Origin of the sequence: Lamprocystis purpurea DSM 4197 (assembly GCF_000379525.1) — a bacterium.
GTDB lineage: Bacteria > Pseudomonadota > Gammaproteobacteria > Chromatiales > Chromatiaceae > Thiodictyon > Thiodictyon purpureum.
Genome location: NZ_KB902397.1, coordinates 58,875 through 83,197, shown reverse-complemented (window position 1 = coordinate 83,197; position 24,323 = coordinate 58,875). Strand labels below are relative to the sequence as shown.

At 64.9% G+C, this 24,323-nt stretch carries 24 protein-coding genes; 10 read left to right on the top strand and 14 right to left on the bottom strand.

What is annotated here, in order from left to right:
- Positions 1 to 16: 16 nt before the first annotated feature.
- From lpxD to A39O_RS0105560, 8 genes are all read left to right on the top strand, one after another.
- Positions 17 to 1,072, top strand: coding sequence for a UDP-3-O-(3-hydroxymyristoyl)glucosamine N-acyltransferase (lpxD, locus tag A39O_RS0105595; RefSeq protein ID WP_026199191.1), 1,056 nt, complete (start codon positions 17 to 19; stop codon positions 1,070 to 1,072).
- Positions 1,072 to 1,599: a 3-hydroxyacyl-ACP dehydratase FabZ gene (gene fabZ, locus A39O_RS0105590; RefSeq protein ID WP_020503715.1), complete on the top strand. Its 528-nt coding sequence runs from the start codon at positions 1,072 to 1,074 to the stop codon at positions 1,597 to 1,599. The genes lpxD and fabZ overlap by 1 nt, the downstream gene beginning before the upstream one ends.
- Positions 1,596 to 2,366, top strand: coding sequence for an acyl-ACP--UDP-N-acetylglucosamine O-acyltransferase (lpxA, locus tag A39O_RS0105585; RefSeq protein ID WP_026199190.1), 771 nt, complete (start codon positions 1,596 to 1,598; stop codon positions 2,364 to 2,366). Before fabZ ends, lpxA begins: the two co-directional genes overlap by 4 nt.
- Positions 2,366 to 3,532 carry a lipid-A-disaccharide synthase gene (lpxB, locus tag A39O_RS0105580; protein ID WP_020503713.1) on the top strand — a complete coding sequence of 389 codons (1,167 nt, stop codon included), beginning with the start codon at positions 2,366 to 2,368 and terminating at the stop codon, positions 3,530 to 3,532. Before lpxA ends, lpxB begins: the two co-directional genes overlap by 1 nt.
- Positions 3,533 to 3,734: 202 nt before the next feature.
- Complete coding sequence (xthA, locus tag A39O_RS0105575; RefSeq protein WP_020503712.1) at positions 3,735 to 4,553, top strand: exodeoxyribonuclease III; 819 nt, start codon at positions 3,735 to 3,737, stop codon at positions 4,551 to 4,553.
- Between the two features lie 41 nt (positions 4,554 to 4,594).
- Entirely contained in the window at positions 4,595 to 6,814 is a 2,220-nt protein-coding gene (locus A39O_RS0105570) for a nitric oxide reductase activation protein NorD (RefSeq protein ID WP_020503711.1), read from the top strand.
- Between the two features lie 2 nt (positions 6,815 to 6,816).
- The gene (murI, locus tag A39O_RS0105565; RefSeq protein WP_020503710.1) at positions 6,817 to 7,626 is read left to right on the top strand and encodes a glutamate racemase; all 810 of its coding nucleotides are present in this window, start codon (positions 6,817 to 6,819) and stop codon (positions 7,624 to 7,626) included.
- 195 nt (positions 7,627 to 7,821) lie between these two features.
- Positions 7,822 to 8,517, top strand: coding sequence for a hypothetical protein (locus A39O_RS0105560; RefSeq protein ID WP_020503709.1), 696 nt, complete (start codon positions 7,822 to 7,824; stop codon positions 8,515 to 8,517).
- Between the two features lie 304 nt (positions 8,518 to 8,821).
- On the opposite strand, the gene A39O_RS40425 is transcribed toward A39O_RS0105560, so the two are convergent.
- Together A39O_RS40425 and A39O_RS40420 are read right to left on the bottom strand one after the other, a co-directional pair.
- The gene (locus A39O_RS40425; RefSeq protein WP_157639683.1) at positions 8,822 to 9,115 is read right to left on the bottom strand and encodes a hypothetical protein; all 294 of its coding nucleotides are present in this window, start codon (positions 9,113 to 9,115) and stop codon (positions 8,822 to 8,824) included.
- Positions 9,112 to 9,675, bottom strand: a complete 564-nt coding sequence (locus A39O_RS40420) for a hypothetical protein (RefSeq protein ID WP_157639681.1) — start codon at positions 9,673 to 9,675, stop codon at positions 9,112 to 9,114. The genes A39O_RS40425 and A39O_RS40420 overlap by 4 nt, the downstream gene beginning before the upstream one ends.
- 87 nt (positions 9,676 to 9,762) lie before the next feature.
- Between A39O_RS40420 and A39O_RS0105550 the strand changes: the two genes are divergently transcribed.
- Positions 9,763 to 10,761, top strand: coding sequence for an SRPBCC family protein (locus A39O_RS0105550; RefSeq protein ID WP_020503707.1), 999 nt, complete (start codon positions 9,763 to 9,765; stop codon positions 10,759 to 10,761).
- Between the two features lie 161 nt (positions 10,762 to 10,922).
- Here the strand turns inward: A39O_RS0105550 and A39O_RS42560 are convergent, their stop codons facing one another.
- The 8 genes from A39O_RS42560 to A39O_RS0105515 all read right to left on the bottom strand — a co-directional run bounded on the left by A39O_RS42560 (position 10,923) and on the right by A39O_RS0105515 (position 18,034).
- Positions 10,923 to 11,204, bottom strand: coding sequence for a hypothetical protein (locus A39O_RS42560; protein ID WP_020503706.1), 282 nt, complete (start codon positions 11,202 to 11,204; stop codon positions 10,923 to 10,925).
- Positions 11,201 to 11,434 (bottom strand): hypothetical protein, encoded by a 234-nt coding sequence (locus tag A39O_RS42555; RefSeq protein WP_020503705.1) that lies wholly within the window; start codon positions 11,432 to 11,434, stop codon positions 11,201 to 11,203. The genes A39O_RS42560 and A39O_RS42555 overlap by 4 nt, the downstream gene beginning before the upstream one ends.
- 191 nt (positions 11,435 to 11,625) lie before the next feature.
- Complete coding sequence (gene cydC / locus A39O_RS0105540) at positions 11,626 to 13,347, bottom strand: thiol reductant ABC exporter subunit CydC (protein ID WP_020503704.1); 1,722 nt, start codon at positions 13,345 to 13,347, stop codon at positions 11,626 to 11,628.
- Positions 13,344 to 15,149: a thiol reductant ABC exporter subunit CydD gene (gene cydD / locus A39O_RS0105535; protein ID WP_020503703.1), complete on the bottom strand. Its 1,806-nt coding sequence runs from the start codon at positions 15,147 to 15,149 to the stop codon at positions 13,344 to 13,346. Before cydD ends, cydC begins: the two co-directional genes overlap by 4 nt.
- A 683-nt stretch (positions 15,150 to 15,832) precedes the next feature.
- A complete protein-coding gene (locus tag A39O_RS0105530; protein ID WP_020503702.1) occupies positions 15,833 to 16,360 on the bottom strand; it encodes a lipocalin family protein in 528 nt (175 codons plus the stop codon).
- 21 nt (positions 16,361 to 16,381) lie between these two features.
- Positions 16,382 to 17,059: a DUF6134 family protein gene (locus A39O_RS0105525; protein WP_020503701.1), complete on the bottom strand. Its 678-nt coding sequence runs from the start codon at positions 17,057 to 17,059 to the stop codon at positions 16,382 to 16,384.
- Complete coding sequence (locus A39O_RS32130; RefSeq protein WP_020503700.1) at positions 17,056 to 17,862, bottom strand: DUF1295 domain-containing protein; 807 nt, start codon at positions 17,860 to 17,862, stop codon at positions 17,056 to 17,058. The genes A39O_RS0105525 and A39O_RS32130 overlap by 4 nt, the downstream gene beginning before the upstream one ends.
- A complete protein-coding gene (locus A39O_RS0105515; protein WP_020503699.1) occupies positions 17,855 to 18,034 on the bottom strand; it encodes a hypothetical protein in 180 nt (59 codons plus the stop codon). Before A39O_RS0105515 ends, A39O_RS32130 begins: the two co-directional genes overlap by 8 nt.
- Before the next feature lie 459 nt (positions 18,035 to 18,493).
- On the opposite strand from A39O_RS0105515, the gene A39O_RS0105510 reads away from it, so the two are divergent.
- Entirely contained in the window at positions 18,494 to 19,171 is a 678-nt protein-coding gene (locus tag A39O_RS0105510) for an OmpA family protein (protein WP_020503698.1), read from the top strand.
- Between the two features lie 101 nt (positions 19,172 to 19,272).
- Here the strand turns inward: A39O_RS0105510 and A39O_RS0105505 are convergent, their stop codons facing one another.
- The 4 genes from A39O_RS0105505 to A39O_RS0105490 form a co-directional block, all read right to left on the bottom strand.
- A complete protein-coding gene (locus A39O_RS0105505) occupies positions 19,273 to 20,007 on the bottom strand; it encodes an FKBP-type peptidyl-prolyl cis-trans isomerase (RefSeq protein WP_020503697.1) in 735 nt (244 codons plus the stop codon).
- A gap of 142 nt (positions 20,008 to 20,149) precedes the next feature.
- Complete coding sequence (locus tag A39O_RS0105500) at positions 20,150 to 21,871, bottom strand: LruC domain-containing protein (protein WP_020503696.1); 1,722 nt, start codon at positions 21,869 to 21,871, stop codon at positions 20,150 to 20,152.
- Positions 21,872 to 21,880: 9 nt separating this feature from the next.
- On the bottom strand, positions 21,881 to 23,602 hold the full coding sequence (locus A39O_RS0105495) for an LruC domain-containing protein (RefSeq protein WP_020503695.1): 1,722 nt from the start codon (positions 23,600 to 23,602) through the stop codon (positions 21,881 to 21,883).
- 94 nt (positions 23,603 to 23,696) lie between these two features.
- Positions 23,697 to 24,098: a hypothetical protein gene (locus A39O_RS0105490; RefSeq protein ID WP_020503694.1), complete on the bottom strand. Its 402-nt coding sequence runs from the start codon at positions 24,096 to 24,098 to the stop codon at positions 23,697 to 23,699.
- Positions 24,099 to 24,323 lie beyond the last annotated feature (225 nt).

Here is a 24,323-nt window from a genome sequence, read left to right as displayed (position 1 = left end):
GACAGGAGATGTTGGCGTGACGGCAGATGGAATTCTTCTTGAAGAACTCGCGGGCCGGCTGGGTGAACCTTATCGAGGCGATCCGCGCAGGCGCGTGTCGCGTGTCGCAGATTTGGTGAACGCGGGGCCTGACTGCCTGAGTTTCCTGGGCGATCGGAAGTATCGCCGGCATCTTGCGGACACCCGCGCCGGGGTCGTGATCCTGACTGAAGCGGATGCCGATGCGGCTGCGGTGCCCGTCGTGATCAGCCGCAATCCCTATTTGAGTTTTGCGCGGGCCGCGCAGTTCCTTTTCCCGGAGCCGCAGGTCAGGGGCGGTGTTCATCCGTCCGCCGTCGTCGATGCGGCCGCCCGGATCGATGCCAGTGCCTGGATCGGGCCCACCTCGGTGATCGAAGCGGGGGCCTGGATCGGGCCGCGGGTGTTCATCGGCCCCGGCTGTATCATCGGCGAGGGTGTAGAGATCGACGCGGATAGCCGTTTGGTGGCGCGTGTGACCCTGTGTCACGGCACACGGGTCGGCAAGCGGGCCTTGTTGCATCCGGGAGCCGTGATCGGCCGGGCCGGCTTTGGCTTTGCGAAGGATGGGGAGCGGTGGGTGCGCATCCCGCAGATTGGGCGGGCGGTGCTCGGTGACGATGTCGAGATCGGCGCCAATACCACGGTGGACCGCGGCGCCATCGGTGACACCCGCATCGGTGACGGGGTCAAGTTGGATAATCATATTCAGATCGGTCATAACGTGCAGGTTGGTGAGCATACCGCCATGGCGGCGATGACCGGGATCTCAGGGTCGACCCTGATCGGACGCAACTGCACGATCGCGGGCGCCGTCGGTATGGCCGGGCATCTCGTGATCGGCGATCAGGTTCACTTTAGCGGTCAGGCGATGGTCACCCGCTCGTTTCCGGACGCGGGGTCTTACAGTAGTGGAATACCAGCCATGCCCAGCGCGGAATGGCGGCGTAACGTGGCGCGGTTTAGACACCTTGATGAGTTGTCGCGCCGACTTAAGCAACTCGAAGCGCGCGTGGCACTATTGAGTGCCGCGCTCGGGCAGGAGGAAGACTGATGCAGGCATCTGAGCCGAATCTCACGGACGCGGGGCCAGTGGTCGGGCGCGCGGAACCCGATGCGATCACCCCTGATCGGATCACGATGGATATCCATAAGGTGCTGAGCGTGTTGCCGCATCGGTATCCATTTCTGCTGGTCGATCGGGTGGTGGATTTCAAGCGTGACGACTATCTGGTCGCGCTCAAGAATGTGTCCTACAACGAACCCTATTTCGTCGGGCACTTCCCGGTGCGTCCGGTGATGCCGGGGGTGTTGATCATCGAGGCCCTGGCCCAGGCAACGGGTTTGCTGGCCATGGCCTCACGCCCGGAAGAGGTGGGCGAGAAAGCGCTGTATTATTTCGTCGGGATCGATAAGGCACGTTTCAAGCGCCCGGTCGAACCGGGTGATCAGTTGTTCCTGACCGTCAAGTTATTGGCGGTGCGTCGCGGCATCTGGAAGTTCGACGGCGAGGCGCGTGTGGATGACCGGATCGTGGCCTCGGCCGAGATCATGTGTACGGCGCGGGACTTCACCGCTTGATTCACCCGAGTGCCATCGTTGATCCCGGCGCCGTGCTGGAGCCTGGGGTGGAGGTTGGTCCGTTCACGGTGATCGGACCAGGGGTGGAGATTGGCGCCGGCACACGCATTGGACCCCATGTGGTTATTCACGGTCCTACGCGGATCGGGCGTGACAATCGGATCTTCCAGTTCGCGTCCGTCGGGGAAGACCCGCAGGACATGAAATACGGCGGAGAGGTGACCCGGCTCGAGATCGGTGATCGCAACCAGATTCGCGAGTGTGCCACCCTGCACCGCGGCACCGTTCAGGATCAGGGGGTCACCCGCATTGGGAATGACAATCTATTCATGGCCTATACCCATGTGGCCCATGATTGTCGGATCGGCGACCATGTGATCATGGCGAACGCCGCCTCCCTGGGCGGGCATGTCGAAATCCAGGATTGGGCCATTCTCGGCGGCTTTACCATCGTCCACCAGTTTTGCCGCCTTGGCGCCCATTGTTTCTGCGCCATGGGATCGGCCTTGAGCAAGGATGTGCCCCCTTATGTCACTGTCGCCGGTCAGCCCGCGGTCCCCCACGGGATCAATGCCGAGGGTTTGCGTCGCCGCGGCTTTACGCCCGAGGCGATCACCGTGATCAAACGCGCCTATCGGGCACTCTACATGGGCGGCCTCAAGCTGGATGAGGCCCTGGAGCGTCTGCGGGTCCTGGCGCAGACCAGCCCCGAGATCGCGCCCCTGGCCACCTTCGTGGCGGATAGCAGCCGCAGCATCGTGCGCTGATGACCGCCCCCGCGCTGCGCGTCGGCATCGTCGCCAACGAGGTTTCGGGGGACATCCTGGGTGCCGCCGTGATTGCCGAGCTTGCGCGGTTGGTGCCGGGGATTCGCTGTGTCGGCGTGGCCGGTCCGCGAATGCTCGACGCCGGCTGCGCGACCCTGTTCCCGATGGAGCGGTTGTCGGTCATGGGCTTGACCGAAGTGATCGGCCATTTGCGCGAACTGCTCGGACTGCGGCGTGAACTGCTGCGGTTCTTCCTCAAAGACCAGCCGGATGTCTTTATCGGCGTCGATGCGCCTGATTTCAATCTGGGTCTCGAGCGGCGTCTGCGGGCGGCCGGAATTCGCACCGTCCATGTCGTGAGTCCAACGGTTTGGGCCTGGCGTCCGGGTCGGGTGAAAGGCATTCGGCGCGCGGTGGATCTGATGCTCTGCGTCTTTCCGTTCGAGGAGTCCTTTCTGCGTGAGCATGGGGTGCCGGCCCGCTATGTCGGCCACCCGCTGGCCGATCAAATTCCCCTGGAGGTCGATCAGCGGGCCGCGCGCCGGGAGCTGGACCTGCCCGCGACCGGGCCGCTGATCGCCGTGCTGCCGGGCAGCCGGCTCGGTGAGATGGAGCGTCTGGCGGTGCCCTTTGTCGAGACCGCGCTGCGTTGTCTCGACGCCCGGCCGGATCTGCGTTTCGTGGTGCCCTTGGTCAATGCACGGCTGCGCGCGCATTTCAGCGCGGTCCTCGAACGCCTGGCCCCCGACCTGCCCGTCACTCTGGTGGATGGCCGCTCGCGCGCCGTCATTGCCGCGGCCGACTGTGTGCTCACGGCCTCCGGCACCGCGACCCTGGAGACACTGCTGCTCAAGCGCCCGATGGTGGTCGGTTATCGGGTCCATCCCTTCACCTATCATCTGGTGACGCAGTTGCGTCTGGTAAAAGTCCCCTACGCGGCCATGGCCAACCTGCTCGCGGGGCGCGAACTGGCACCCGAGTTTCTTCAGGATCGGTGCCGGGCGGACCTGATGGCGCCGGCGCTGCTGGACTTTCTGGATGACCCGGCGCGGGTCTCCGTGATCACCGCCGAGTATGCCCGCATCCACGCGGGACTGCGTCACGACGCGGCGCGCAAGGCGGCCCTGGCGGTACTCGAATTGATCGGGCGGAGCGCGGCCGGCTGAAGGTCGAAGCTTACCGTGAAAGTCGCGCAGCGACCCTGTGGGAGCGGCGTCCCGCCGCGACGGGCCGGGCGCGTCGTTGCAGGCTTAGCGGTCACCGCCGCACCGCATCGCGGCGGGACGCCGCTCCCACGGGGGACGTTTCTCTTCCGCGGTGCCTGATCCTTTCATTGCACGATTCCTTTCGCCGTCCGGAGATCCTGAAATGTTCAAGCTCTGCTCATTCAACATCAATGGGATTCGTGCCCGGCCGCATCAGTTGGAGGCGCTCAAGATGCGCCTCGACCCGGATGTGCTGGGCCTTCAGGAGTGCAAGGTGGCGGATACCGAGTTTCCACTGGAGATGGTGGAAGGGATGGGATATCGCACCCGGTTTCATGGGCAGAAGGGGCATTATGGCGTCGCTCTGCTGAGCCGGGACGAGCCGCTGGCGATCGTCAAGGGATTTCCGGGCGATGACGAGGACGCCCAACGGCGTGCGATCACCGGCCGTTACGCGTTGGCGGATGGCGGCGAAGTCGCTGTCATCAATGGGTACTTCCCGCAGGGCGAGAGTCGCGATCACCCGGTCAAATTTCCCGGCAAGGCGCGCTTCTATCACGCGTTAGCCGCGTATTTGCGCGACTGTTTTACACCGGATCAGCAGGTCGTGGTGATGGGTGATATGAATGTGGCGCCTTTGGATCTCGATATCGGCATCGGCGCGGACAATGCCAAACGCTGGCTCAGGGACGGCAAGTGCAGCTTTCTGCCCGAGGAGCGGGAATGGCTCAAGGTCCTCACCGACTGGGGTCTGCATGACGCGTTTCGGGTCATGTACCCGGCGGTCGATGATCGTTTCAGTTGGTTCGATTATCGCTCCAAAGGCTTTGAGCGGGACCCCCGGCGCGGCCTGCGCATCGACCTCATCCTGGTCACCGCCCCGCTGAAGGAGCGTCTGCTCGAGGTCGGCATCGACTATGAACTCCGGGCCATGGACCGACCCTCGGATCATTGTCCGGTGTGGGCGAGTTTCGACATCTAGACGAGCGATCAGCGCGTGGCGTGCTCTGGAGCCAGTCGAGGATGAGTGATGACAAGACCATCGGCGAAGAACTGAGTCAGGAAGAATTCCTGGCACGCGTGCGCACCGCCCGGATGAGTGACGAGGAATTGGCGCGGCGTTACGGGGTGGACGGGCGCCCGGCCGCGGATGCCCTGGCGGTGGAGGTGATCCACCAGCGCCTGGAGTCATTGGTCTATCCGGTGCTCTCCATGCGTCGCAGCGTGCTGCCGCCCGCCGAGGCCCTGGCCTGGTTCCCCGCGGCGCGGGTGGAGTTGCTGTTCGGCCAGGTGGAGCGGGTCGGTCGCACCAGCCTGGATCTGGCCTATTACCTCTGCGTCCACTCCCCCGACGTCTTGCGCGCACTGCCCGATGCGGAAATTCCCGATTGGGTGATCGAGCTGTTGGCCATTTATGATCACCAGGGCAGCCAGGGTGGTATCCGCGCCCTGCAGCGTGTGGCGGAGGATGCACTGACTCGGCGGGCCGGTCGCGACGGCCAGCGGTTCGCGGATCTGGCCCAGGTGCTGGACGCCTTCACCACCGGCTTGGCCGGCCGCCGATTGCGGCTGGCGGTCGGCGACGCGGCCTACACCGACACCGAGACGCTGTTCGTCCCGGCTGCCGTCACCCGCTTTGCGAGCCGCGCCGAGAACTTCCGGCTCTACAAGTGCCTGATCGCCTCGCTCTGGGCCCAGAACTGGTTCGGCACCTGGCGCGAACCCGCGTTGGAGCAGTTGGCGCCCTATGCCGACCGGCGGCGCGCGCTGGCCTTGTTCGCCGCGCTGGAGGGGTTGCGGCTCGACGCGCGGATCAGCGCTGAACTGCCCGGTCTGGCGCGCGACATGGACCGATTGGGCGACCGCCCGCCGCTCCCGCCCGACTGGCAGGATGCCGCCGCGCGCGTGTATGCGGCGGGGGCGGACGCGGCCCTCTCCTGGACACTGGCGGCCGAACTGTATCGGGCCGGCACGGCGCCGCTCGAACCCTTGTGCTACCAGGGCGAGCTACAGCCGGAGCGCGTCGCCGAGGTGATGGCCGCGCGCCGCGCCCGTGAACGGGAACAGTTCGCCGCCGCCCTGGCGGTCATCGCCGCTGAACCGGCGAACCGGCCGGGCGTCGCCGCGGGCGAACCGCCGCGGTTCCATCTGGAGCGGGAGCCGGCGGACGACTGGCCCGACGGGGTGGCCTTCGCGCTGGTTCTGGGGGATCAGCCGGTGCAGCCCGTCCCGGGGATGGTGCAACTGATGCAATCCGTCGTCCAGGATTTCGGGCACATCCCGGATGCCTATCTGGAGGCTGCCGGCCACGGCGTCTACCAGCGTCGGCCCGGTACCGCCCGCGACGACGGCGCACCAGCCCCCGCGGAGCGCGATACCTTCATCTATGACGAGTGGGACCACGGCCGTCAGGGCTATCGCAAGAACTGGTGTCGGTTGCGGGAGCGCGAGGTTCAGCCGCAGGCTGACGGTTTCGCGGCGGCGACCCGGCACAAGTACCGGGGCCTGCTCAAGCATCTGTATCGCACCTTCGAAGCCCTGCGCGGGGAGGAGCGGCTGCTCAAACGCGAGCCGTTCGGCGAGGATCCGGACATCGACGCACTGGTCGAGTCCTATGCGGATCAGGCCCGCGGGCTGGAGCAAACCGACCGCCTGTTTCAGCGTCGCCGCAAGCTGGACCGCAACGTGGCCGTCCTCTTCATGGTGGACATGAGCGGCTCCACCAAGGGCTGGATCAACGAGGTCTGCCGCGAGTCGCTGGTGTTGCTCTGTGAAGCCTTGGAACTGCTGGGTGACCGCTATGCCATCTACGGCTTTTCCGGTTATACCCACATGCGCTGTGAAGCGTTTCGGGTGAAAACCTTTGCCGAGCCGTACGACACCCAGGTGCAGGACCGGATCAGCGGCATCCGACCCCAGGACTACACGCGCATGGGCGTGACCATTCGTCACCTGACGCGCAAGCTGCTGGCGGTCGATGCGCGCACCCGTGTCCTGCTGACGATCTCCGACGGGCGCCCGGATGATGAGGACGGTTACCGTGGCGATTACGGGATCGCGGATACCCGTCAGGCTATCCTGGAGGCACGCAGCCAGGGTGTGCATCCGTTCTGCATCACGGTCGATGATCAGGCCCAGGACTATCTGCCCCACATGTTCGGGCCGGCCGGCTATACCCTGGTCGAACAGGTCGCCAAGCTGCCCTACCGGGTCGCCGACATCTATCGGCGGATGACCGGCTGACCATGACCTCGGATCAACCCATCGGGGTGTTCGATTCCGGCGTCGGCGGACTCACCGTCCTCAAGGAGATTCGCCGCGAACTACCCGCCGAAGATCTGCTGTATATCGCCGACTCGGGGTACGCGCCCTATGGCGACAAGCCCTTGGAGGCGATCGAGGCGCGCGCCCTGGTGCTCACCGAGTTCCTGATCGCGCGGGGTGCAAAGGCCGTCGTGGTGGCCTGCAACACCGCCACCGGCGCGGCGGCGCGGCTGCTGCGCGCCCGCTATCCGGTGCCCATCATCGCGATGGAACCGGCGGTCAAGCCGGCCTTGGGGTTGACCCGTAGTGGGGTCATCGGGGTGCTGGCGACCCGCGCGACCCTGGCGAGCCCGAGCTTCAGCCTGCTCCTGGAGCGGCTTGGCGCCGGGGCGCGGTTCCTGCTGCAACCCTGCCCCGGTCTGGTGGAGCGGGTCGAGGCGGGTGACCTGGACGGTGAGTCCACCCGCGCCCTGGTGGCGGATTACCTCAACCCGCTCCTCGCGCGGGGAGCGGACACCGTCGTCCTGGGCTGTACCCATTACCCCTATCTCACACCCGTCATCCTGGATCTTGCCGGTCCCGCGGTGGCCGTGCTGGATTCCGGCGCCGCGGTCGCCCGCCAGGTCAGGCACCGACTGGCGTCGGTCGGTTTACTGGCCGACCCGGGCCGAACCGGAACGGAGCGCTTCTGGACCAGCGGCTGTCCGGTGGCCGGCCATGGGCTGGTGACGCGACTCTGGGGCGGGCCGGTGGCCTTGGAATCGCTACCGGATGGATCATCCGTCGGGTGACCATGCGGCTCTGCACAAGCGCTCCCAAGGCATTGTTCTCGCGAAATCCGGCCGTGGCGGCGAACCGCCCAGCAATTCCAAATTTGGGCGGCCTCGCGCAGCCTCTGGTGGATGCGGCGCGCGCGACCGACGTGCCGAGTCCCTGACACCGAGCGGCGCGCCTTATCCACCCTACAACGGAGCCGGTCTCGTAGGGTGGATAAGCGCAGCGCATCCACCATCGGCCTCGCGGCCGACACGCTGTTGGCGGCGGCCACCCAAATTTGGAACTGCTGCGAACCGCCGACGACGCTTTCCAGGCTGATCGGTTATCCTGTCATCATCGCAACCAGAGAGATGGGGACCATGGGCAGACGCTTGGGCCTGACGACTGTCGCGATCCTGTTGGGTCTGGCGCTGAGCGGCCTCAGCGCCGCCGCGGACCCCTGCCTGAAGCTGGTCTTCGGGCGCTATTGTCTTGGCGGCGACGTCAATCCGCTCTTACAGACTGCACCGGCGCCCTTGACCCAGGAGGTCGCGGGCAAGAGCCTGGCGCTGGTGTTCGCCGAGGATGTCGACCAAGTCTTTGTGCTGGCCTATGGCGGGCGCATTTATAAGGTCTTGCGCTCCTATCGGGTCGCCACGCAATTGCGGTTCGAAGAAATCCAGGGCCTGTTGGTGGAGAAATACGGCCAGGCCGAGGATCAAAGCCGCTTCCCCGACTACGCCTCCACCCCCGGTCGCCGCCTGATCGCAATCCGCCGCGGCGAGGGCGGCGCGCGGCAAGTCTGGCGGCCGGCGGCGACCTGGCGCATCGAATTGACCTGGACCCGTGAACTGGGTCTGTCGCTCGCCTACATCGCCGACGCGCTCGAGGCCGAGCGCGCGGCGCAGTTGGGGCGGGGGCTTTAGGCCCAATTCGCAAGCTGGAGTGATGATCCAGGCCCTGCGCTTTGATCATCGTTCTCACCAGCGATGCGCGTTTGGAGTCCAAGGCTTCAGCCTTGGTCTGCCGATCCAAGGCTGAAGCCTTGGACTCCAGTCGGTCGGCGCCTCGGCTGGCCGGAACCATGACCAATGCGAGGGGTCAAATCCGGATCGGCGGCGGAGGCAGGACCTTATCGCACAGAAACAAATAACGTGAATGGCTGATCCGTCATGGACCGCATGAGTTGGCTGACCGAGCGTTTGATCGGAAGCAATCGCGCTTAGCCCGTTATTCCTCTTTTTCCTTTTTATTTTTCTTGGTGTCTTTTCTGCCAGTTCCGGCTGTCGCATCGGACGACTCTTCGGCGCAATATTTCTCAACGCAGGCACTGTAGGCGGGATCGGAATTCCCCTTAGAGTTAGCCAGGCACATCCAGACACACCGCTGTAATGCCATCTCATCATCGGCAACAGCAGGGGCTGCAGCAAGGGCTGAAAAGTTCACTAACCCTATTAGTATCAATGCTCTTCTCATCATTGCTCCCCAAGCAAATTGCAGTACATGCTTCTCGTCAGGCGTCATCGCGCGGATGGCTGAAGCCCTGCCGCGAGCGCTGCCTGCATGTCTTGTGGCAGGGACGCCACGCCTTTGAGCACACCGGGTCCGCCATTTCGCCACGCAACAGTGAATTTTCTTGGCGCTGCCTTGGCGGCTTCGTACTCCGAAATATCGAGAACCACTTCGGTTCCGCCTTCGACCAGTGCCGGTGAGCCTCCAATCCTGACTGTCGGGCCAAGCTCTCGTATCGCGATCAGCACGACTTTCGCCTGGTCCGTCGTCGCCTCAGCGGCCGCTGTGTGAATGGTCTCCATCGAATCTTGGTGAAGGCGCTGTATTGAAACGGACTTGAAGCATCCCGATTTCTTGAAGAACAGGTTGATTCCATCGGCTGCCGCGGCCTCTCTCGCCGGAACATCTTTCTGATCCGCTCGCCACCGTGTCGTCCAAAAGACAACAGCTTTCGCCGATTTTCCACAGACTGGCGCTTGGGGCGCAGGATTGAGCTGTACCGTGGTGGTTGAGGCACATCCGCCGAGAGCGAGAAGCATCGCGGCGCACGCGCTTTGTAGTAATCGCAGCATCGTAGTGAGTTCCTTGTCGGTCCCTATGTTGGTCGCATTCTCGTCCTGGTTCGGTCCCAGAACACCCAGCCCCTACGGAGAACGTTCATGCCAGCCTTTCTGCTCATCCTCGCCATTGTACTCGCCGCTGCGCTCCTGTACCTCAGCCGACTGCCGAGGGACTACGAGGTCCGGCGCAGCCTGTTCATGCGCACCGACCGCCGGACCGTCTTCGACCGGGTGCGAGAGTTCCCCAGTTGGAGCGACTGGAGCCCCTGGCTGCTCCACGAGCCGGAGGCCAAGCGTCACTTCAGTGCCGCGGCAGATCAGCCGGACGGCTACTACACCTGGGATGGCCGCACGATCGGCGCCGGCCGGCTGACCCATGTCCGCTTCGATGAGCCGGGACGCATCGAGCAGCGGCTGGAGATCCAGCGGCCCTTCAAGTCAGGCTCGGAGGTCTGGTGGGAATTCACCGAGGCGGACGGCGGGACCGAGGTCGCTTGGTGCCTGCGCGGCCGCATGCCCTTCCTGCTGCGCCCCATGATCCCCATGGTCCGCGAGATGATCGGGAAGGACTACGAACTTGGTCTGGCGCGGCTGCGCGGTTGCATCGATCCGGACGCTGGCGGACCCGAGTTGTGCTTCGAAGGCGAGACGACCCTGGAGCCGCACAGCGCGCTGGTCATCCCTTTCAGCGGCGGCATGGACGCGATGATACGGGCCATGGAAGACGGCTTTCCCAGGCTCGCCGCCCATCTCGCGTCGCTCGGCGTCGCGCCCAGTGGTCCGCCCTTCAGCGCCTACCACAAGGTCGACATCAAGAAAAAAACCTTCCGCTGCGACATCGTGTTACCGGCACCTGCCGGAATCGACCCCGGCCCCTTCGACCGCAAGGACTTCAGCGGCGGCCGGCACTACCGGGTGACCCTCACCGGCAGCTATGACTTCCTGGAACTCGCCTGGTATGCCGCCATCGCCCATGCCCGCATGCTCAAACTCAAACTCGACAAACACCGCCCCATGCTGGAAGTCTACGAGAACGATCCGGCCGATGTCGCCAGCCCCAGGGAGTTGCGCACGGCCCTCTATCTTCCATTGCGCTGAGGGCCTTGATCATCGTTATCTACACCCATGTGCTCAATCGGCCGGGGGTGGTGCCGGTGAAGAGTCCGGTCGACACCTGGTAGGTCGGGCGTTGTGCGTCACGCGGCCTTGGTCATCAACCCGGCGTTATCGCACAGTCGGCGATAGGCCGTGCGGCGCGTTTATCCCGCGTCGTCGGCGCCCGGCACGCCCTTCAACAGACGCCTGAGCCGTTCGATTTCGCTCCGGGCGTCTGCTTCGCGTTGCAGCGCGGCGTTTTCTCCCGCCCGCGCCTGTTCTTCCGCGGCGCGCGCCTGCTCCTTCTCCGCTTGCGCCCGGATGGCCGCCGCCTCCAGTTCATCAAGGCGGCGCTGGATGCTGGATTGTTGGCGCAGGTCATTCTGGCGCGCCTGATACGCGTGGTACTCGCGCTCTTTTTCGGAGAAGCCCTTCAGGGTACTCATGGCTTGTCGCATCTCTTTTGCATCCACTCGGGCAGGGCGTCCTCGACGAGTCGCTCGCCTTCGGTGAAGAATTTCAGCCATCGCGTCAACTCGGTGTCGACCCGCTCGGTCTGCCCCGGCCCGGCGGCGAACTTGCCAAGTTCCAGCAGCCGGATGCCGCCGTGGTCGAGCAGGGTACGCCCCTGGTCATCGCGTATCCGGAACCGGTGGGCGTAGGTGATTTCCGACAATTTGGATACCGGTCAGTGTCGGTGCGACTGAAGTCGCACCTACATCGCGATCTGCGCGGTCGCCGGTCCGCGCAGCGGACCCTTCGGCAGAACCGTGATCCGTGCGGACCAACCGCCGCATCGATCTCCGGCCGTCCGGGTTGACGACCAAGGTCCGAACTCCGAACTCCGAACTCCCAACTCCGAACTCTTCAATCCCCCCCACCCAACAACTCCGCCCCCGTCGCCCCCGCAATCACCGACGCATCCCCCCGCGCCAACACCCGCCCCTGATCCATCACCAGCACCTGATCCGCCCAGTCCAGACCCACGGGCCGGTGGGTGATGAGGATGACGGTGCGCCCGACCATCAGGCGGTCCAGTGATTCCATCAACGCTTGTTCGGTTTCGCCGTCCAGACCCTCGGTGGGTTCGTCGAGCAGGAGGACGGGGGCGTCGCGCAGCAGGGCGCGGGCGATGGCGATGCGCCTGGCCTGGCCGCCGGAGAGCCGGACGCCGGTTTCGCCCGCCCAGGTGTCGTAGCCCTCGGGCAGGGTGGTGATGAAGTCGTGGATTTGGGCGACCCGGCAGGCTTGTTCCAGGCGGGCGGGTGAGGCGTCCGGGGCGGCGATCAGCAGGTTGTCGCGGATGCTGAGATCAAACAGATGCGTGTGCTGACTGACCAGGGTGACGTAACGGCGCAGATCGTCGCCGCGGTACTGTGCCAGGTCGTGGCCGCCCAGATGGATGGTCCCGCGGTCCGGGGTCCAGAAGCGCAGCAGCAGGTTGAACAGCGTGGTCTTGCCCGAGCCACTGGCGCCGACGATGGCCACCCGTCCGCCTTGGGGGACGTCCAGGCTCAGGCCATCCAGGGCGGGGGCGGCGGCGCCGGGGTAACTGAAGCCCAGGTCTGCGATGCGGATATCGAAGCGGTCCGGGCGGGGCGAGGGTCCCGCCGGTTCTTCGACCGCCGGCCGCGCGTCGACGATGGCGAACAGACGCCGAGCGGCGGCCAGGGTGCGTCCGAGCTGCTGGAAGGCCAGCGGCAGGGGCGCGACCGCCTCGAAACTGGCCAGGGTGAAGAGCGCGAGCATGGCGAGCTGGGGCGGGGCCAGGCGGCCGTCAGCCACCAGCGGGATGGCGAGCCAGAGCAGGGTCCAGAGGCTCAAGTTGGCGCAGAGTCCGACCGCGCCCTGGTTGATGCCGGAATAGCCCGCCAGCCGGACTTGTTCAGTCGCCAGGGTCCGGCTCAGGGCGTCGATGTGCCGCGCCTGGGCCGCCGCGGCCCCGTAGACCTGGAGTTCGCCCAGGCCCTGGAGTCCGTCGATGCAGGCGGTGCGCAGTTCGGCCTCGGTTCGGGCGATGCGCTCGCCGGGGGCCTGACCCAGGGCGCGGCTCCACAGCGGCACGGCGACCCCGGCGAGCAGCAGGAAGCCCAGGCTGACGACGGCGATGCGCCAGTCATAGAGCAGCAGGAACCCGAGCAGCAGACAGGCGCCCACGGTCGCGACCAGGACCGGCACCAGCACCCGGACATAGAGTGTGTCGAGTGCGTCCACGTCGGCGCGGATGCGGCTTTGCAGGTCGCCGCTGTGGTAGCGCTGGAGCACGGCCGGCGCCAGGGGTTCGAGGTGGCTGTAGAACCAGACCCTGAGTTGGGCGAGCAGCCGCAGGGTCGCCTCATGGGTGATCAGACGCTCCGCGTAGCGCCCGACGGTGCGCAGGATGGACCCGCCGCGGATCAGGGCGGCGGGCGTGAAATAGTTCATCGCGACCCCGGCCGATCCCGCCACGGCCATGGCGGTGATGAACCACCCGGACACCGCCAGCAGCACGACGTTGGCGATCAGTGTCACCAGGGCCGCCAACGCGCCCAGCAGCATCCAGTGGCGATAGGGTTTGAACAGCCGCAGCAGACGGATCACGTCCTTCATGCGGCACCCCCGAGCCGACCCTGGCCGGCATAGGCGTGCAGCAGGCGCCGATAGGCGCCGTCCTGCGCCAGCAGGGTTGTGTGGTCTCCGGACTCCACCATCCGACCCTGATCCAGGACCAGGATGCGGTCGGCCTTGCGCACCGTATCCAGCCGATGGGCGATGGCAATCAGGGTGCGTCCGCGCGCCAGTTCATCGATGCCTTCCTGGACCAGCCGTTCGCTCTCGGGGTCCAGGTTGGCGGTGGCCTCGTCCAGGATCACCAGGGGGGCATCGCGCAGGAAGGCGCGGGCCAGCGCGATGCGCTGGATTTGGCCGCCGGAGAGTCCGGCGCCGCGTTCGCCGACCGGCGTCTCATAGCCGGCCGGCAGGGACTCGATGAAACCCGCGGCGCGGGCGAGCAGGGCGGCGGTGCGCACGGCGTCCGGGTGGGTGCGGGAATCATCCGGTGGGATGCCGAGCCGGATATTGGCGCCGATGGTTCCCTGGAAGAGCCGGGGCTGCTGCGGCACCCAGGCGAGGTGCCGGTGCCAGTCGTCCAGGTCCAGGGTGCGCAGGTCGCGGCCGTTGACGGTCAGGGTGCCGGCGGTCGGAGTCAGGAAGCCCAGCAGCAACTGCACCAGGGTGGTCTTGCCGGCACCGCTGGTGCCGACCAGGGCCAGGCGCTCGCCGGGTTGGATCTCAAGGCTCAGACCGCACAGTGCCTCACGCCCTTCGCTGTAGCTGAAATGGACGTCCGTGAAGCGGAGGGTGACCGGGCCGGGCGCGGTCCGGGGGCCGGCGGGCGCGGCCGTCGCGTCGGTCGACGCTGTTTGAGGCTCCGGGCCCAGGACCTCGATCAGCCGCTCGGCGGCGGCCGTCGCCTCCATCCGCCCGTGGTAGTGGGTGCCCAGGCTGCGCAGCGGCAGGAAGAACTCGGGTGCCAGGAGCAGGACGAAGAAGCCGGTCTGGAAATCGATTCGCGGCAGGCTGATCCAGGCCGGCAGCGGCACCTCGAAGCCGTAGAGCCGAAAACCGATCAGCACGGCGACCACCGCGATGCTGATGGTGGCGAAGAACTCCAGCACCGCCGAGGACAGGAAGGCCACGCGCAGCACCCGCATGGTGCCCACCCGATAGGCCTCGGAGACGGCCGCGAGTTCAGTGCCCTGGCGCCGGCTCGCGCCGAACAGCTTGAGTGTCGTGAGCCCCTGGATGCTGTCCAGGAAGCGCGCGCCCATGCGCGCCAGTTCCTTCCATTGACGCTGGTTCAGTCGTTCGGCATTGCGTCCGATCAGAGTCATGAAGAGCGGGATCAGGGGCGCCGTGACCAGCAACACCAGGCCGGATACCCAGTCGAGCGGCCAGACCAGCAGCAGGATGGCGAAGGGCAGGGTCATGGCCAGGGCGCGGGCCGGCAGGAAGCGCGCGTAATAGGCGTCCAGATCGTCGACCCCTTTGGTCAGGGTCTCGACCAAGGCGCCGCTGCGTTCTCCGGCCAGATAGGCGGGCCCGCGGGCTTGCAGACGGCGATAGACCCGGTCGCGCAGCGCGACCTTGATGCGGGCGCTGCCGCGGACGGCGAAACGTTCCGCTCCCCAGGCGGTGAGGGCGCGGGCGGCGAACAAGGCCAGCAGTTGCCACAGCCAGGGGCGCACCTCGGCGAGCCCGGCGTGAGCGAAGGTCACGGCGTTCAGGATCAGGGCCAACAGCCAGGCCTGGGCGATAAGGAGTGCGCCATTGAGGCCCTGGAGCACGATGGCGACGGGGAGTGCGCGTCCAGCCAGCGGAGTCTGGGCCTTGAGCCAGGCGGTAGGGGTCATGGGGTCGGTAAACTGAAAACTCGGGGTAGCGGCAGGATACCGAGCCAGGTGCGCACACCGCAATGCGATGGGTCATGTGCAAGGGCGCTTTGTTCGGGACAGCAATTCCAAATTTGGGCGACCTCGCGCGACCCCTGGTGGATGCGGCGCGCACGACCGACGTGCCGAGTCCCGAACAGCGTGCGGCGCGCCTTATCCACCCTACAAAATTGCAGGTTTTGTAGGGTGGATAAGCGCAGCGCATCCACCATCAGCCTCGCGGCCTGCACGATGTTGGGGGTGGCCACCCAAATTTGGAACTGCTGTGTTCGGGAGGCGGGTCTTGATCGTCGTTCCGGCCGCAAGACGACACCATCGTCTCGGATGTCGGTGCGACTTCAGTCGCACCTGCACTTACCGGTGTCCAAACTATCGAAAATCGCTTAGGCGATTTCCGACTCCGGTAACCGGGGCCACGCGACTGGAGGTCGACGCTTTAGCGGGTGGCGGCGCGTTCGGCTGAACGCTCGACCTCCTGTCTGTTGTGCGGATGCGGCAAGATCCCCAGGAAGGGGCGACTAAAGTCGCCCCTACATGTCGGTAGATCATTTCCCGGCAAACACCTGAAGCCTCGACCTCCAGTGTCGGAGGCCAAGGATGACCAAGGCTCAGGTGCCCGGTCGGGCTTGAAGTCCGACCCAGGGTTACCAGCGCTGCGGCACCCGCTGAACCAGCGCGGTGTCGTAGCCGACCCCTTTGAGGAACGCCATGATCTCGGTGAGCTTGGCTTCCGGGATTTCCGGCTGGCGGGCCATGACCCAGACATAGTCACGCGCGGTGCGGCCGATGACGGTGATGCTGTACTCGGGGTCCAGCCGGATCACCATGTACTCGGCCTTGAAGGGCCAGATGAACTGCATTCCCCACAGGGCGTTGCCGGTGTTCGGCACCACGAAACCGGTCGGGTGGTAGACCTTCTCCGGCCCGTCGAAGGCGCCCTTGTGGAAGCGGAAGGTGGTGGCGATGGTGCCGTCCGGGTTGAGCGCGTAGGACTCAACCGCGTTATGGGCACCTTTCTCGATGAAGGTCGGAATGTTGGCAATCACATACCAATCGCCCATGAAGCGGGGCAGATCGACTTGGGGGACAGTCTCCATCGGTTTTTCCTCGGCGCCGACGCCGGCGGTCAGTAACAGCAGGGTCAGGGCGATCAGGCGGGTGGTCAGTTTCATAAGTGTCGGTGGCTCCTTGTGCTAGATACGTTCATACCGGATGGTGCGGCCCTTGCCGGTGTCACTCTCGAGTGCGATCCAGCGACCGTCCGGGGTGTACCACAGGCTGATGTCGAGCTTTTCGGCACGCAGTCGGTAGCGCTCGGCCGCGACCTTACGGCCTTGCATCATCCGCTCTTCAGTGCCAAGCGATTCGACCCGGACGTTCACCAGTTCGCCGGTCTGCGGGTTCAGCAGCCGTGGCTGCTTGAGGAAATCGCGGTTCCAGTAGGCGAAGGTGGAGACGCATTGCGGCAGGCGCTTGCTGTCGCCGTTGACGCGCAGCGCCAGGCCGTTCGTCTCCTGTTCACCCTCGACTTTGAACGCCTTGCCGTTGTCGTCCGTGGTGGAGCGAATCTGCTCCAGGCAGCCGTCCCGCCAGGCCTCGCGGCTTTCGTGACGATAGCGGTAGGCGTTGAACACCAGCACTTTCACGTCGAAATTGGCGCGGCTCACCACCTGCTTGCCGTCCGTGTCGGGGGAGACCTGGAAGCTGTGCTCGCCGATCGGCTCCTTGTCCAGGTAGACGCGAAAGCGCATGGAATCGGTGACGGCGGCAGCCGGACCGGTCAGGGCGGCGGTTAGGGTCAGGCCCAGCAGGGCCGCGACGCGGCCCGCACGACCTGGGCGTACTGTTTGCTGATCAAGGTGTTGAGTCATTTGAGGTCTCCGGTCTGGTTGTGCAGTGTCGGCCGTCGCGGCGGGCCGGGAATGAATGCGTTGGTCTTGGCGATGTAGTCCCGGTACGCGGGTCGACGTTCGCCGATATCCTGTTCGAGCAGGGTGACGCCTGAGACGCGTAACAGCAGCCAGGTCATGAGCACGGGTGCAATGACCGACCACCAGCCACCCGCGGCCAGGGCAAACAGGTAGAAGGCCCACCAGATACACGCCTCGCCGAAATAATTCGGGTGCCGGGTGTAGCGCCACAGCCCCTGATCCATGACCTTGCCGGCGTTCTCCGGTCGGGCTTTGAAGCGGGCCAACTGTTGGTCGCCGACACTCTCGAAGAAGAAGCCGCAGAGCCACAGGAGCAGCGCCAGAGCGTCCAGGACGCCGAGCGGTGTCTGACCCAGGGCGGCGGCCAACAGCGGCAGCGAGATCACCCAGGCCAGCAGGCCTTGGAGTCCAAACACGATATAGAGGCTCTTCCACCAGAAGCCGGGATCATTGCCCGCACGCATCGCGCGATAACGGCGGTCTTCCGGTTCGCCCCAGTTGCGCCGGGTGATGAAGGCGCCGAGTCGCAGCCCCCACAGGGCGACCAGCACGAACACCAGCCAGGCGCGGTCGCCGGCGGCGGGCGCGCCCAGCACGTAGGTCAGCCCCAGCAGGATGAAAAATGCCGGCCACAGGCTGTCGGCGATGCTCGCGTTCTTCAGCGGAATACTCGCCAGCCAGCCGGCCAGGGCCAGGGCAAGCGCAACGGCCAGCCCCGTCCCGTAGATGCCCAGATCAAACATCGTCGGGCTCCTGCCGCAGGGGTGAGCTGCTCGACGCGCCGCCGCGACCGCGGTTCGCCGCGGGCCGGCGCGGGATCAGCAGCCATGGCGCCGGTTCTTTGCCGCGTGCCGGGTCGCGCCGGGTGCTACCGCTGGCGGGTTGGGGGTCCCGACTCGATCGGTGGTTGAACATGGTGACTCCTGAATCGATGATTCGTTCTGCTGAATGTCCAACTAATGTCCAATCTTTGAGAAACAAGACCCAGTGTTATTCTTGGGTAATTTTCGATCACACCCGCGGACGCCAGCAATTCCAAATTTGGGCGGCACCACGCGACCTCTGGTGGATGCGGCGCGCGCGACCGCCGTGCCGGGTCCCCGACACCGAGCGGCGCGCCTTATCCACCCTACAACGGAGCCGGTTTCGTAGGGTGGATAAGCGCAGCGCATCCACCATCGGCCTCGCTGCCGACACGCTGTTGGCGGCGGCCACCCAAATTTGGAATTGCTGCGCGGACGCCGGCCGGCCCGACGCCGGGGGCGCGCTCTGCTATCATCGCGCCCACAGCGCGCGCTGGGCGGTCCGCCGACGCGGCCGATGGTCGGCGCGCCAGTCCGGTCAACCGTCCTCAGGGTCTTGGAGTCGTACGCGATGAAACAGCGTTTTGCCAAAGGAGTCGCCACCGCGGCGACCGTCAGTGTGCTCATCACCGGTTGTGCCGCGGACGGCTCCGGGATGACTGAAACCGGAACCGGGGCGGCCATTGGCACCGCCACCGGTGCCGCGCTGGGCGCCATCATCGGTTCGCAGGGTGCCAATGCCGGTCGCGGCGCCCTGATCGGGGCGGTCGGTGGGGCTTTGCTCGGCGGTATGGCTGGGGCTTATATGGAGCAGCAGCGCAAGGACTTCCAGAAAGCGCTGGCTGCCGAGATCGCCTCCGGCGCCATCCGCGTCGAAAAACTGCCCAACGATGAGTTGTTGGTGGGGATGACCGGCGAGACCGCCTTCGAGGTGGATTCCGATCAGATTCAGCCCGCCTTCTACAGCACCATGGACCGGATCGCGGCGATCGTGAACAAGTACGGCAAGACGGAACTGGTGGTCGCGGGCCACACGGACAATACGGGGTCTATCGAGCACAACCAGTTGTTATCCGAGCGCCGTGCCGGGTCGGTGGATCGCTATCTGGAAGGCCAGGGCGTGGTCCCGGCGCGCATCTCCTCATCGGGCTACGGCAAGCTCCGGCCGATCGCCGGCAACGAGACGGAAGCCGGCCGCCGCCTGAATCGTCGGGTCGATATCACCATCGTGCCCATCACCGAGGGCTAGACCGCGTCGCCACTGAAGTTGGTGAAATCGCTAAGGCCGAACACGGTAGGGGCGGGTTTGAAACCCGCCCCTCCATCCGGTTAGCGTGTTGGACGCCGAAGTTACTTGCCTTCTTCGGGCGCTGCCGCTGCGGGTGCTTCCTCGGGCGCCGGCGCCGCCCCGACCGACAGCAATTCCACGTCGAAGATCAGGGTCTGATTCGCCATGGGGCCGCGTTCGCCGTAGGCCAGCGTCGGCGGGACGAAGAGCTTGATCTTGCCGCCCTCTTTGATGAGTTGCAGCCCCTCGGTCCAGCCCTCGACGACCTCGTTCAACTGGAAGGAGGTTGGCTCTCCGCGCGAATAAGAGCTGTCGAACTCCTTGCCGTCGACCAGGGTTCCGCGGTAGTTCACGCTCACCTGATCGGTTGGGCTCGGGGTCTTGCCCTTGCCTGCTTCAACGATCTGATACTGGAGCCCGCTGGCGGTCGTGACCACGCCGGGCTGCTTGGCGTTCTCCTCCATGAATTTCTTGCCCGCTTCGATCATCTTCTGTTCCTGTTCAGCGGCCTTTGCCTGCTGTTCAGCGACGATCTTGCGTTTGAGCTCCATCAGTGTCGTGCGCATGTCCTGGGCCGGCATCAAGGGTTCGGCGCCGGAGTTGGCGTCCTCGATGCCCTTGACGATCGCCTGCGTGCTCATCTCGACGCCCTGGCGCTTGAAGTCGCTGCCGATCTGATAGCCCAGGCTGTAATTGATGCGTGCGGTCTCATCCGAGAGGTTCAGGGCGTCGGCGGCCGACAGGATGCCAAAAGGGACGGCCAGGAGTGCAACGCCGATCAGGGGGCGGATTCTCATCTCTACAGTGCTCCAGTGATGTTGGATTCGATGACGGGCGGGGAATACTACCAAGATCGATCAGTGAAAAAAAACAGGGCCAGCTTGCGCCGGCCCTAAAGCTCTTTTCGAGCGTTCAGAGTTCAGATGGATCGCGGGGCGGTCATTTGGTCGGGAAGACGCAGTCCGCCACCGGGGTCTTGTACCAGTCGAGCGCCTTGGCGCCACTGGTGTTGACCCAATCCACAAAGCCAGGATAGCAGAAATGGACCTGCTGCTTTTCCAAAGGTTGTTGCCATTCATCCGGCAGATTGACCGCCCAGGGCAGGCCGCGGTCCTTGGTCTTGTAGTAACGCCCGGCCTTGGGGTCGCTGCCCTCGTTGCTCCAGCCAAAGAGCCAGCTCTTGTGTTTCGCCGTCGGCGGATGGTTAGGCAGATGCGTCTCACGCAGCCGGTCGCCGACGATGTAGATGAAGGGGTTGTAGGGTGCTGAGCCGAGTTCCTGACGGGTCAGTGCCTGCTTGAAGCGCGCCTTGAAGTGGATCGTCGGCCCCAGGTCGGCCGCACAGTTGCGATCGGCGTTGAACTTGGTCGTGTAGCAGGTGCGGGTGGTCGCATTCTTGCCGGCGATCTTTTTCGTGTCTTCGGTCAGGATCAGGGTCAAAGTCGTCTGACCGGGCTCGCTGACCAGCGGCACACCGGGTTGGTTATCGACCCAAACGCTGGCCGATTCGAGCGTGTCCGGCTTCAGTTGGGGGAAGTTGATCCCGAACCCCTGTGAATAGGCCGAGCCGCGCGCCTTGATCTGGAAGTGCCCCTCGATCTCCCGGATCTCGCCCGCCGCGTTTCGCCCCTCATCCAGGGTGTAGGCCAGCACCAGATCGTTCAAGTCGTAGTCACCCTCCAGCGGCCACAGGTCCTCGAACGCCAACTGGGCGCGGCCTTTGTCGTTGGGGTAGGTCACGCGGGTGGTCAGCAGTGGGTCTTCCGGATAGTCGTCCAGGGTGTCCGGAATGCCGTCTTTGTCCAGATCGCTGCCCTGGACATAATTCAACTCGATGATTTCTTCAGTCTTGATCGCGTCGATCGGGTTGGACTCGACCGCGAACATGACATCGTTGAAGTCATGGTCTCCGCCGCTGCGCCGCAGGTCTTCCATGCCCAACACCAGCCGTTGTCCCCAGGAGTCCTTGAGCAGCACCATATGCTTGCGAAGCTCCGCGGTGTCCTCCGGGTTCAGCGTGCTCAGGCTGTAGAACACGGGATAGCGTTGGGTATCCGAATTGACTCCCAAGGTGCTGTGCCAACCATTGGCGACGACGAAGAATCCGATGCGGGTGGCGGCCGGGAACTGTCCCAGATAGATGCGGTGGCCGGTTTTCATGCCCAGCTTGCTGCCGCCGGCGGTTGAGTACGAGGCGTTGGGCAGGATGATGATGTGATCGATCGCGGCCGCGCTCTGGGGTGGCTGTCCCTCCGGGTAGGTGAAATAGCCGAACACGTTCTTTGCGGCGGCACCCTCGTGCAGGAAGGTCAGCCAGACGTCCGCCGGCTTGATCAACTGCACGACTGCCGAGTCGTCATCGGCGATCAGGTTCTGCGATTGGGTGCGGATATCCTTCTGCTCCGGCAGGGTGTCGGCAATGCGCTTCATGAGCGCGGCATCGACACTGACCAGGTTTTGGTCGAGGTCGAGCGGGATCCCGGCGCTGTCATGGTTCAGCAGATAGGTCTGGCCGACGGTCTGGCCTGGTTTGACGCTGAACAGGAATTCGTACTGGTTCCCGACCATGCCATGCGCCGGCAGCGACAGTGCCGCGCAACAGAGCGCGGTGGCTGCACAGAATGGGCGGTGCCAGGGGGTGTTGGAGAGTCGTTTGATCATGAAGTTTGGTCACTTAGCCGGGAAGACACAGCCCGCCACCGGGGTTTTGTACCAGTCGTGTGCCTGGGTACCGCCGCTGTTGACCCAGTCCACAAAGCTAGGATAACAGGTGTGCACCTGCTGCTTCTCATAAGGTTGCCGCCATTCATCGGGCAGATTGACCGCCCAGGGCAAGCCACGGTCCTTGGTCTTGTAGTAACGGCCGATGGCGGGGCTGCTGCCCTCGTTGCTCCAGCCGAACAGCCAGTGCTTGTTCTTCGCGGTCGGCGGATGATTCGGCAGATGAGTCTCACGCAGGCGGTCGCCGACGATATAGATGAACGGGTTGTAAGGCGCCGATCCGAGCGCGGCGCGGGTCACGGGCGCACTGAAGCGCGCCTTGAAGTGGATGGTCGGCCCCTGGTCCTCGGTGCAGTTGCGGTCGGCATTGAACTTGGCCGTGTAGCAGGTGCGGGTGCCGGCGTTCTTGCCGGCGATCTGCTTGGTGTCGGCGGCCAGGATCAGGGTCAGGCTGGTCTGACCGGGCTCGCTGCCGAGCGGCACGCCGGGTTGGTCATCCACCCAGACGCTGGCCGATGCGAGCGCGTCCGCCGGCAATCCGGGGAAATTGATTCCGAACCCGTGTGCGTAGGCCGAGCCGCGCGCCTTGATCCGAAAGTGGCCCTCGATCTCGCCGATCGCGCCGGCCGCATTCCGCCCTTCATCCAGGGTGTAGGCCAGGACCAGGTCGTTCAGGTCGTAGTCACCTTCCACCGGCCACAGGTCCTCGAAGGACAACTGGGCACGGCCCTGATCGTTGGGATAGGTCACGCGGGTGGACAGTTGGGGGTCTTCCGGGTAATCGTCCAGGTTGTCCGCGATGCCGTCCTGGTCCAGGTCGTTGCCCTGGGCCGGGTTGAGTTCGACCACCGCGTCGGAGTCGATCGCCGCGACCTGATGGGACTCCACGGCGAACAGCAGATCGTTGAAGTCATGATCGCTGTTCCCGCCTTTGTCGCGGTTGGTGTCTTCCATCCCCAGCACCAGACGCTGATCCCAGCCGTCTTTGAACAGGACCATGTGGGGGCGCAGGTTGCCGGTCGACTCCGGGTTCAGGGTGCTGAGACTGTAGAAATGGGCATTCTCGGTCTTCACGCCGACGCTGTCGTCATAGCCGTTGGAGATGATGAAAAACCCGATGCGGGTCCCGGCCGGGAACTCGCCCAACGCAACGCGGTGCCCCGTGCGCATACCCGCGGCGCTCCCGCCGCTGTCGGCATAGGACGCGTTGGGCAGGATGACGACGTGCTCGACCTCCGACTGGTCCTTGGGCGGGCTGCCCTCCGGGTAAGCGAAATAACCAAAGCTGTTGCGGCGGTCTGTCCCCTCGTGGAGGAAGGTCACCGTCACGGTTGCCGGTTTGGTCAGGTGTACCACCGCGGAGTTTTCCTGGCTGACCAGGTTTCTGGGCTCGTTGCGGAGATCCCGCCGCTCGGGCAGCGCCTCGGCGATGCGAGCCATGAGGGCGGCGTCGACGTTCTGCTGATGCTGGTCGAGCGCGAGCGGGATGCCGGCCGCGTCGTGGTTGAGTCGGTAGGTCTCGGCGAGACTCTTGCCCGGTTTCGCGCTGAACAGGAACGCGTACTGGTCTTGAACAGCACCCTGGGCGGTCATCGAGAGCGCAGCGCCGCAGAGCGCGATGGATGAGCCGAGTAGGGTGCGCCGTGGGCGCTTGGTGAATCGCTTGATCATGGGAGGCTCCAGATGGGGTGCGGGCCGGGATGCCGGGCTCCTGAATGCGAACGCCGGGTGAGGGTTCGCTTGTCCCTCAGTCAGTGCCTCGGATTTACTCGAAGGTGTGCACGAAGGCGCCGCTGTCGTCCAGATTCAGTGTCACGGAGTTGGGTATCCCAAAGACGCCGACGCGCACTGTCAGTTGCCTGGTGCCGGCAGGCACCCGGACCTTACGCTCGAAGCTGCCGGTCGCGTCGGTCAACCCCTTGTCGAGCACGCGGGTCTGCTGACCCTCGGCGTCCAGTGCCTCCAGGATTTCAACCGAGCGCTGGTCGGCCGGGGCGCCTTCCACATCATAAGCCGCGATCTGCACCCACAGATCCTGCTCGGTGCTGTACTGGAAATCCGCATCGGGTGAGACGACATCCTTCAACTGTGCGGCGGCGAATGTACTGGAGCAGGCGGCAACCAGCAGGAGGGCGGTAGCGAAGCGGGTCAGCGTGTTGGTTGTCATGTCGGGCCTGCTTTCCAAGTCGGTTTGGTTTGGAGTCTGTTGTTGGACTTAAAGCAAATCCGATGCCAGCGTAATTTTAATGAAAAAACAAAATGGTAAAGCTAATTCTCCGGAGCGAATCGCTTTCTCTGATGGGTGGGGACGCGCGACTGCGTTGCAGATTGCCAAGCGCGCTAGTGGGGAAAGGCGGCGCGGGGTGAGTGATTCGCGTTTTGCGATAGAGGC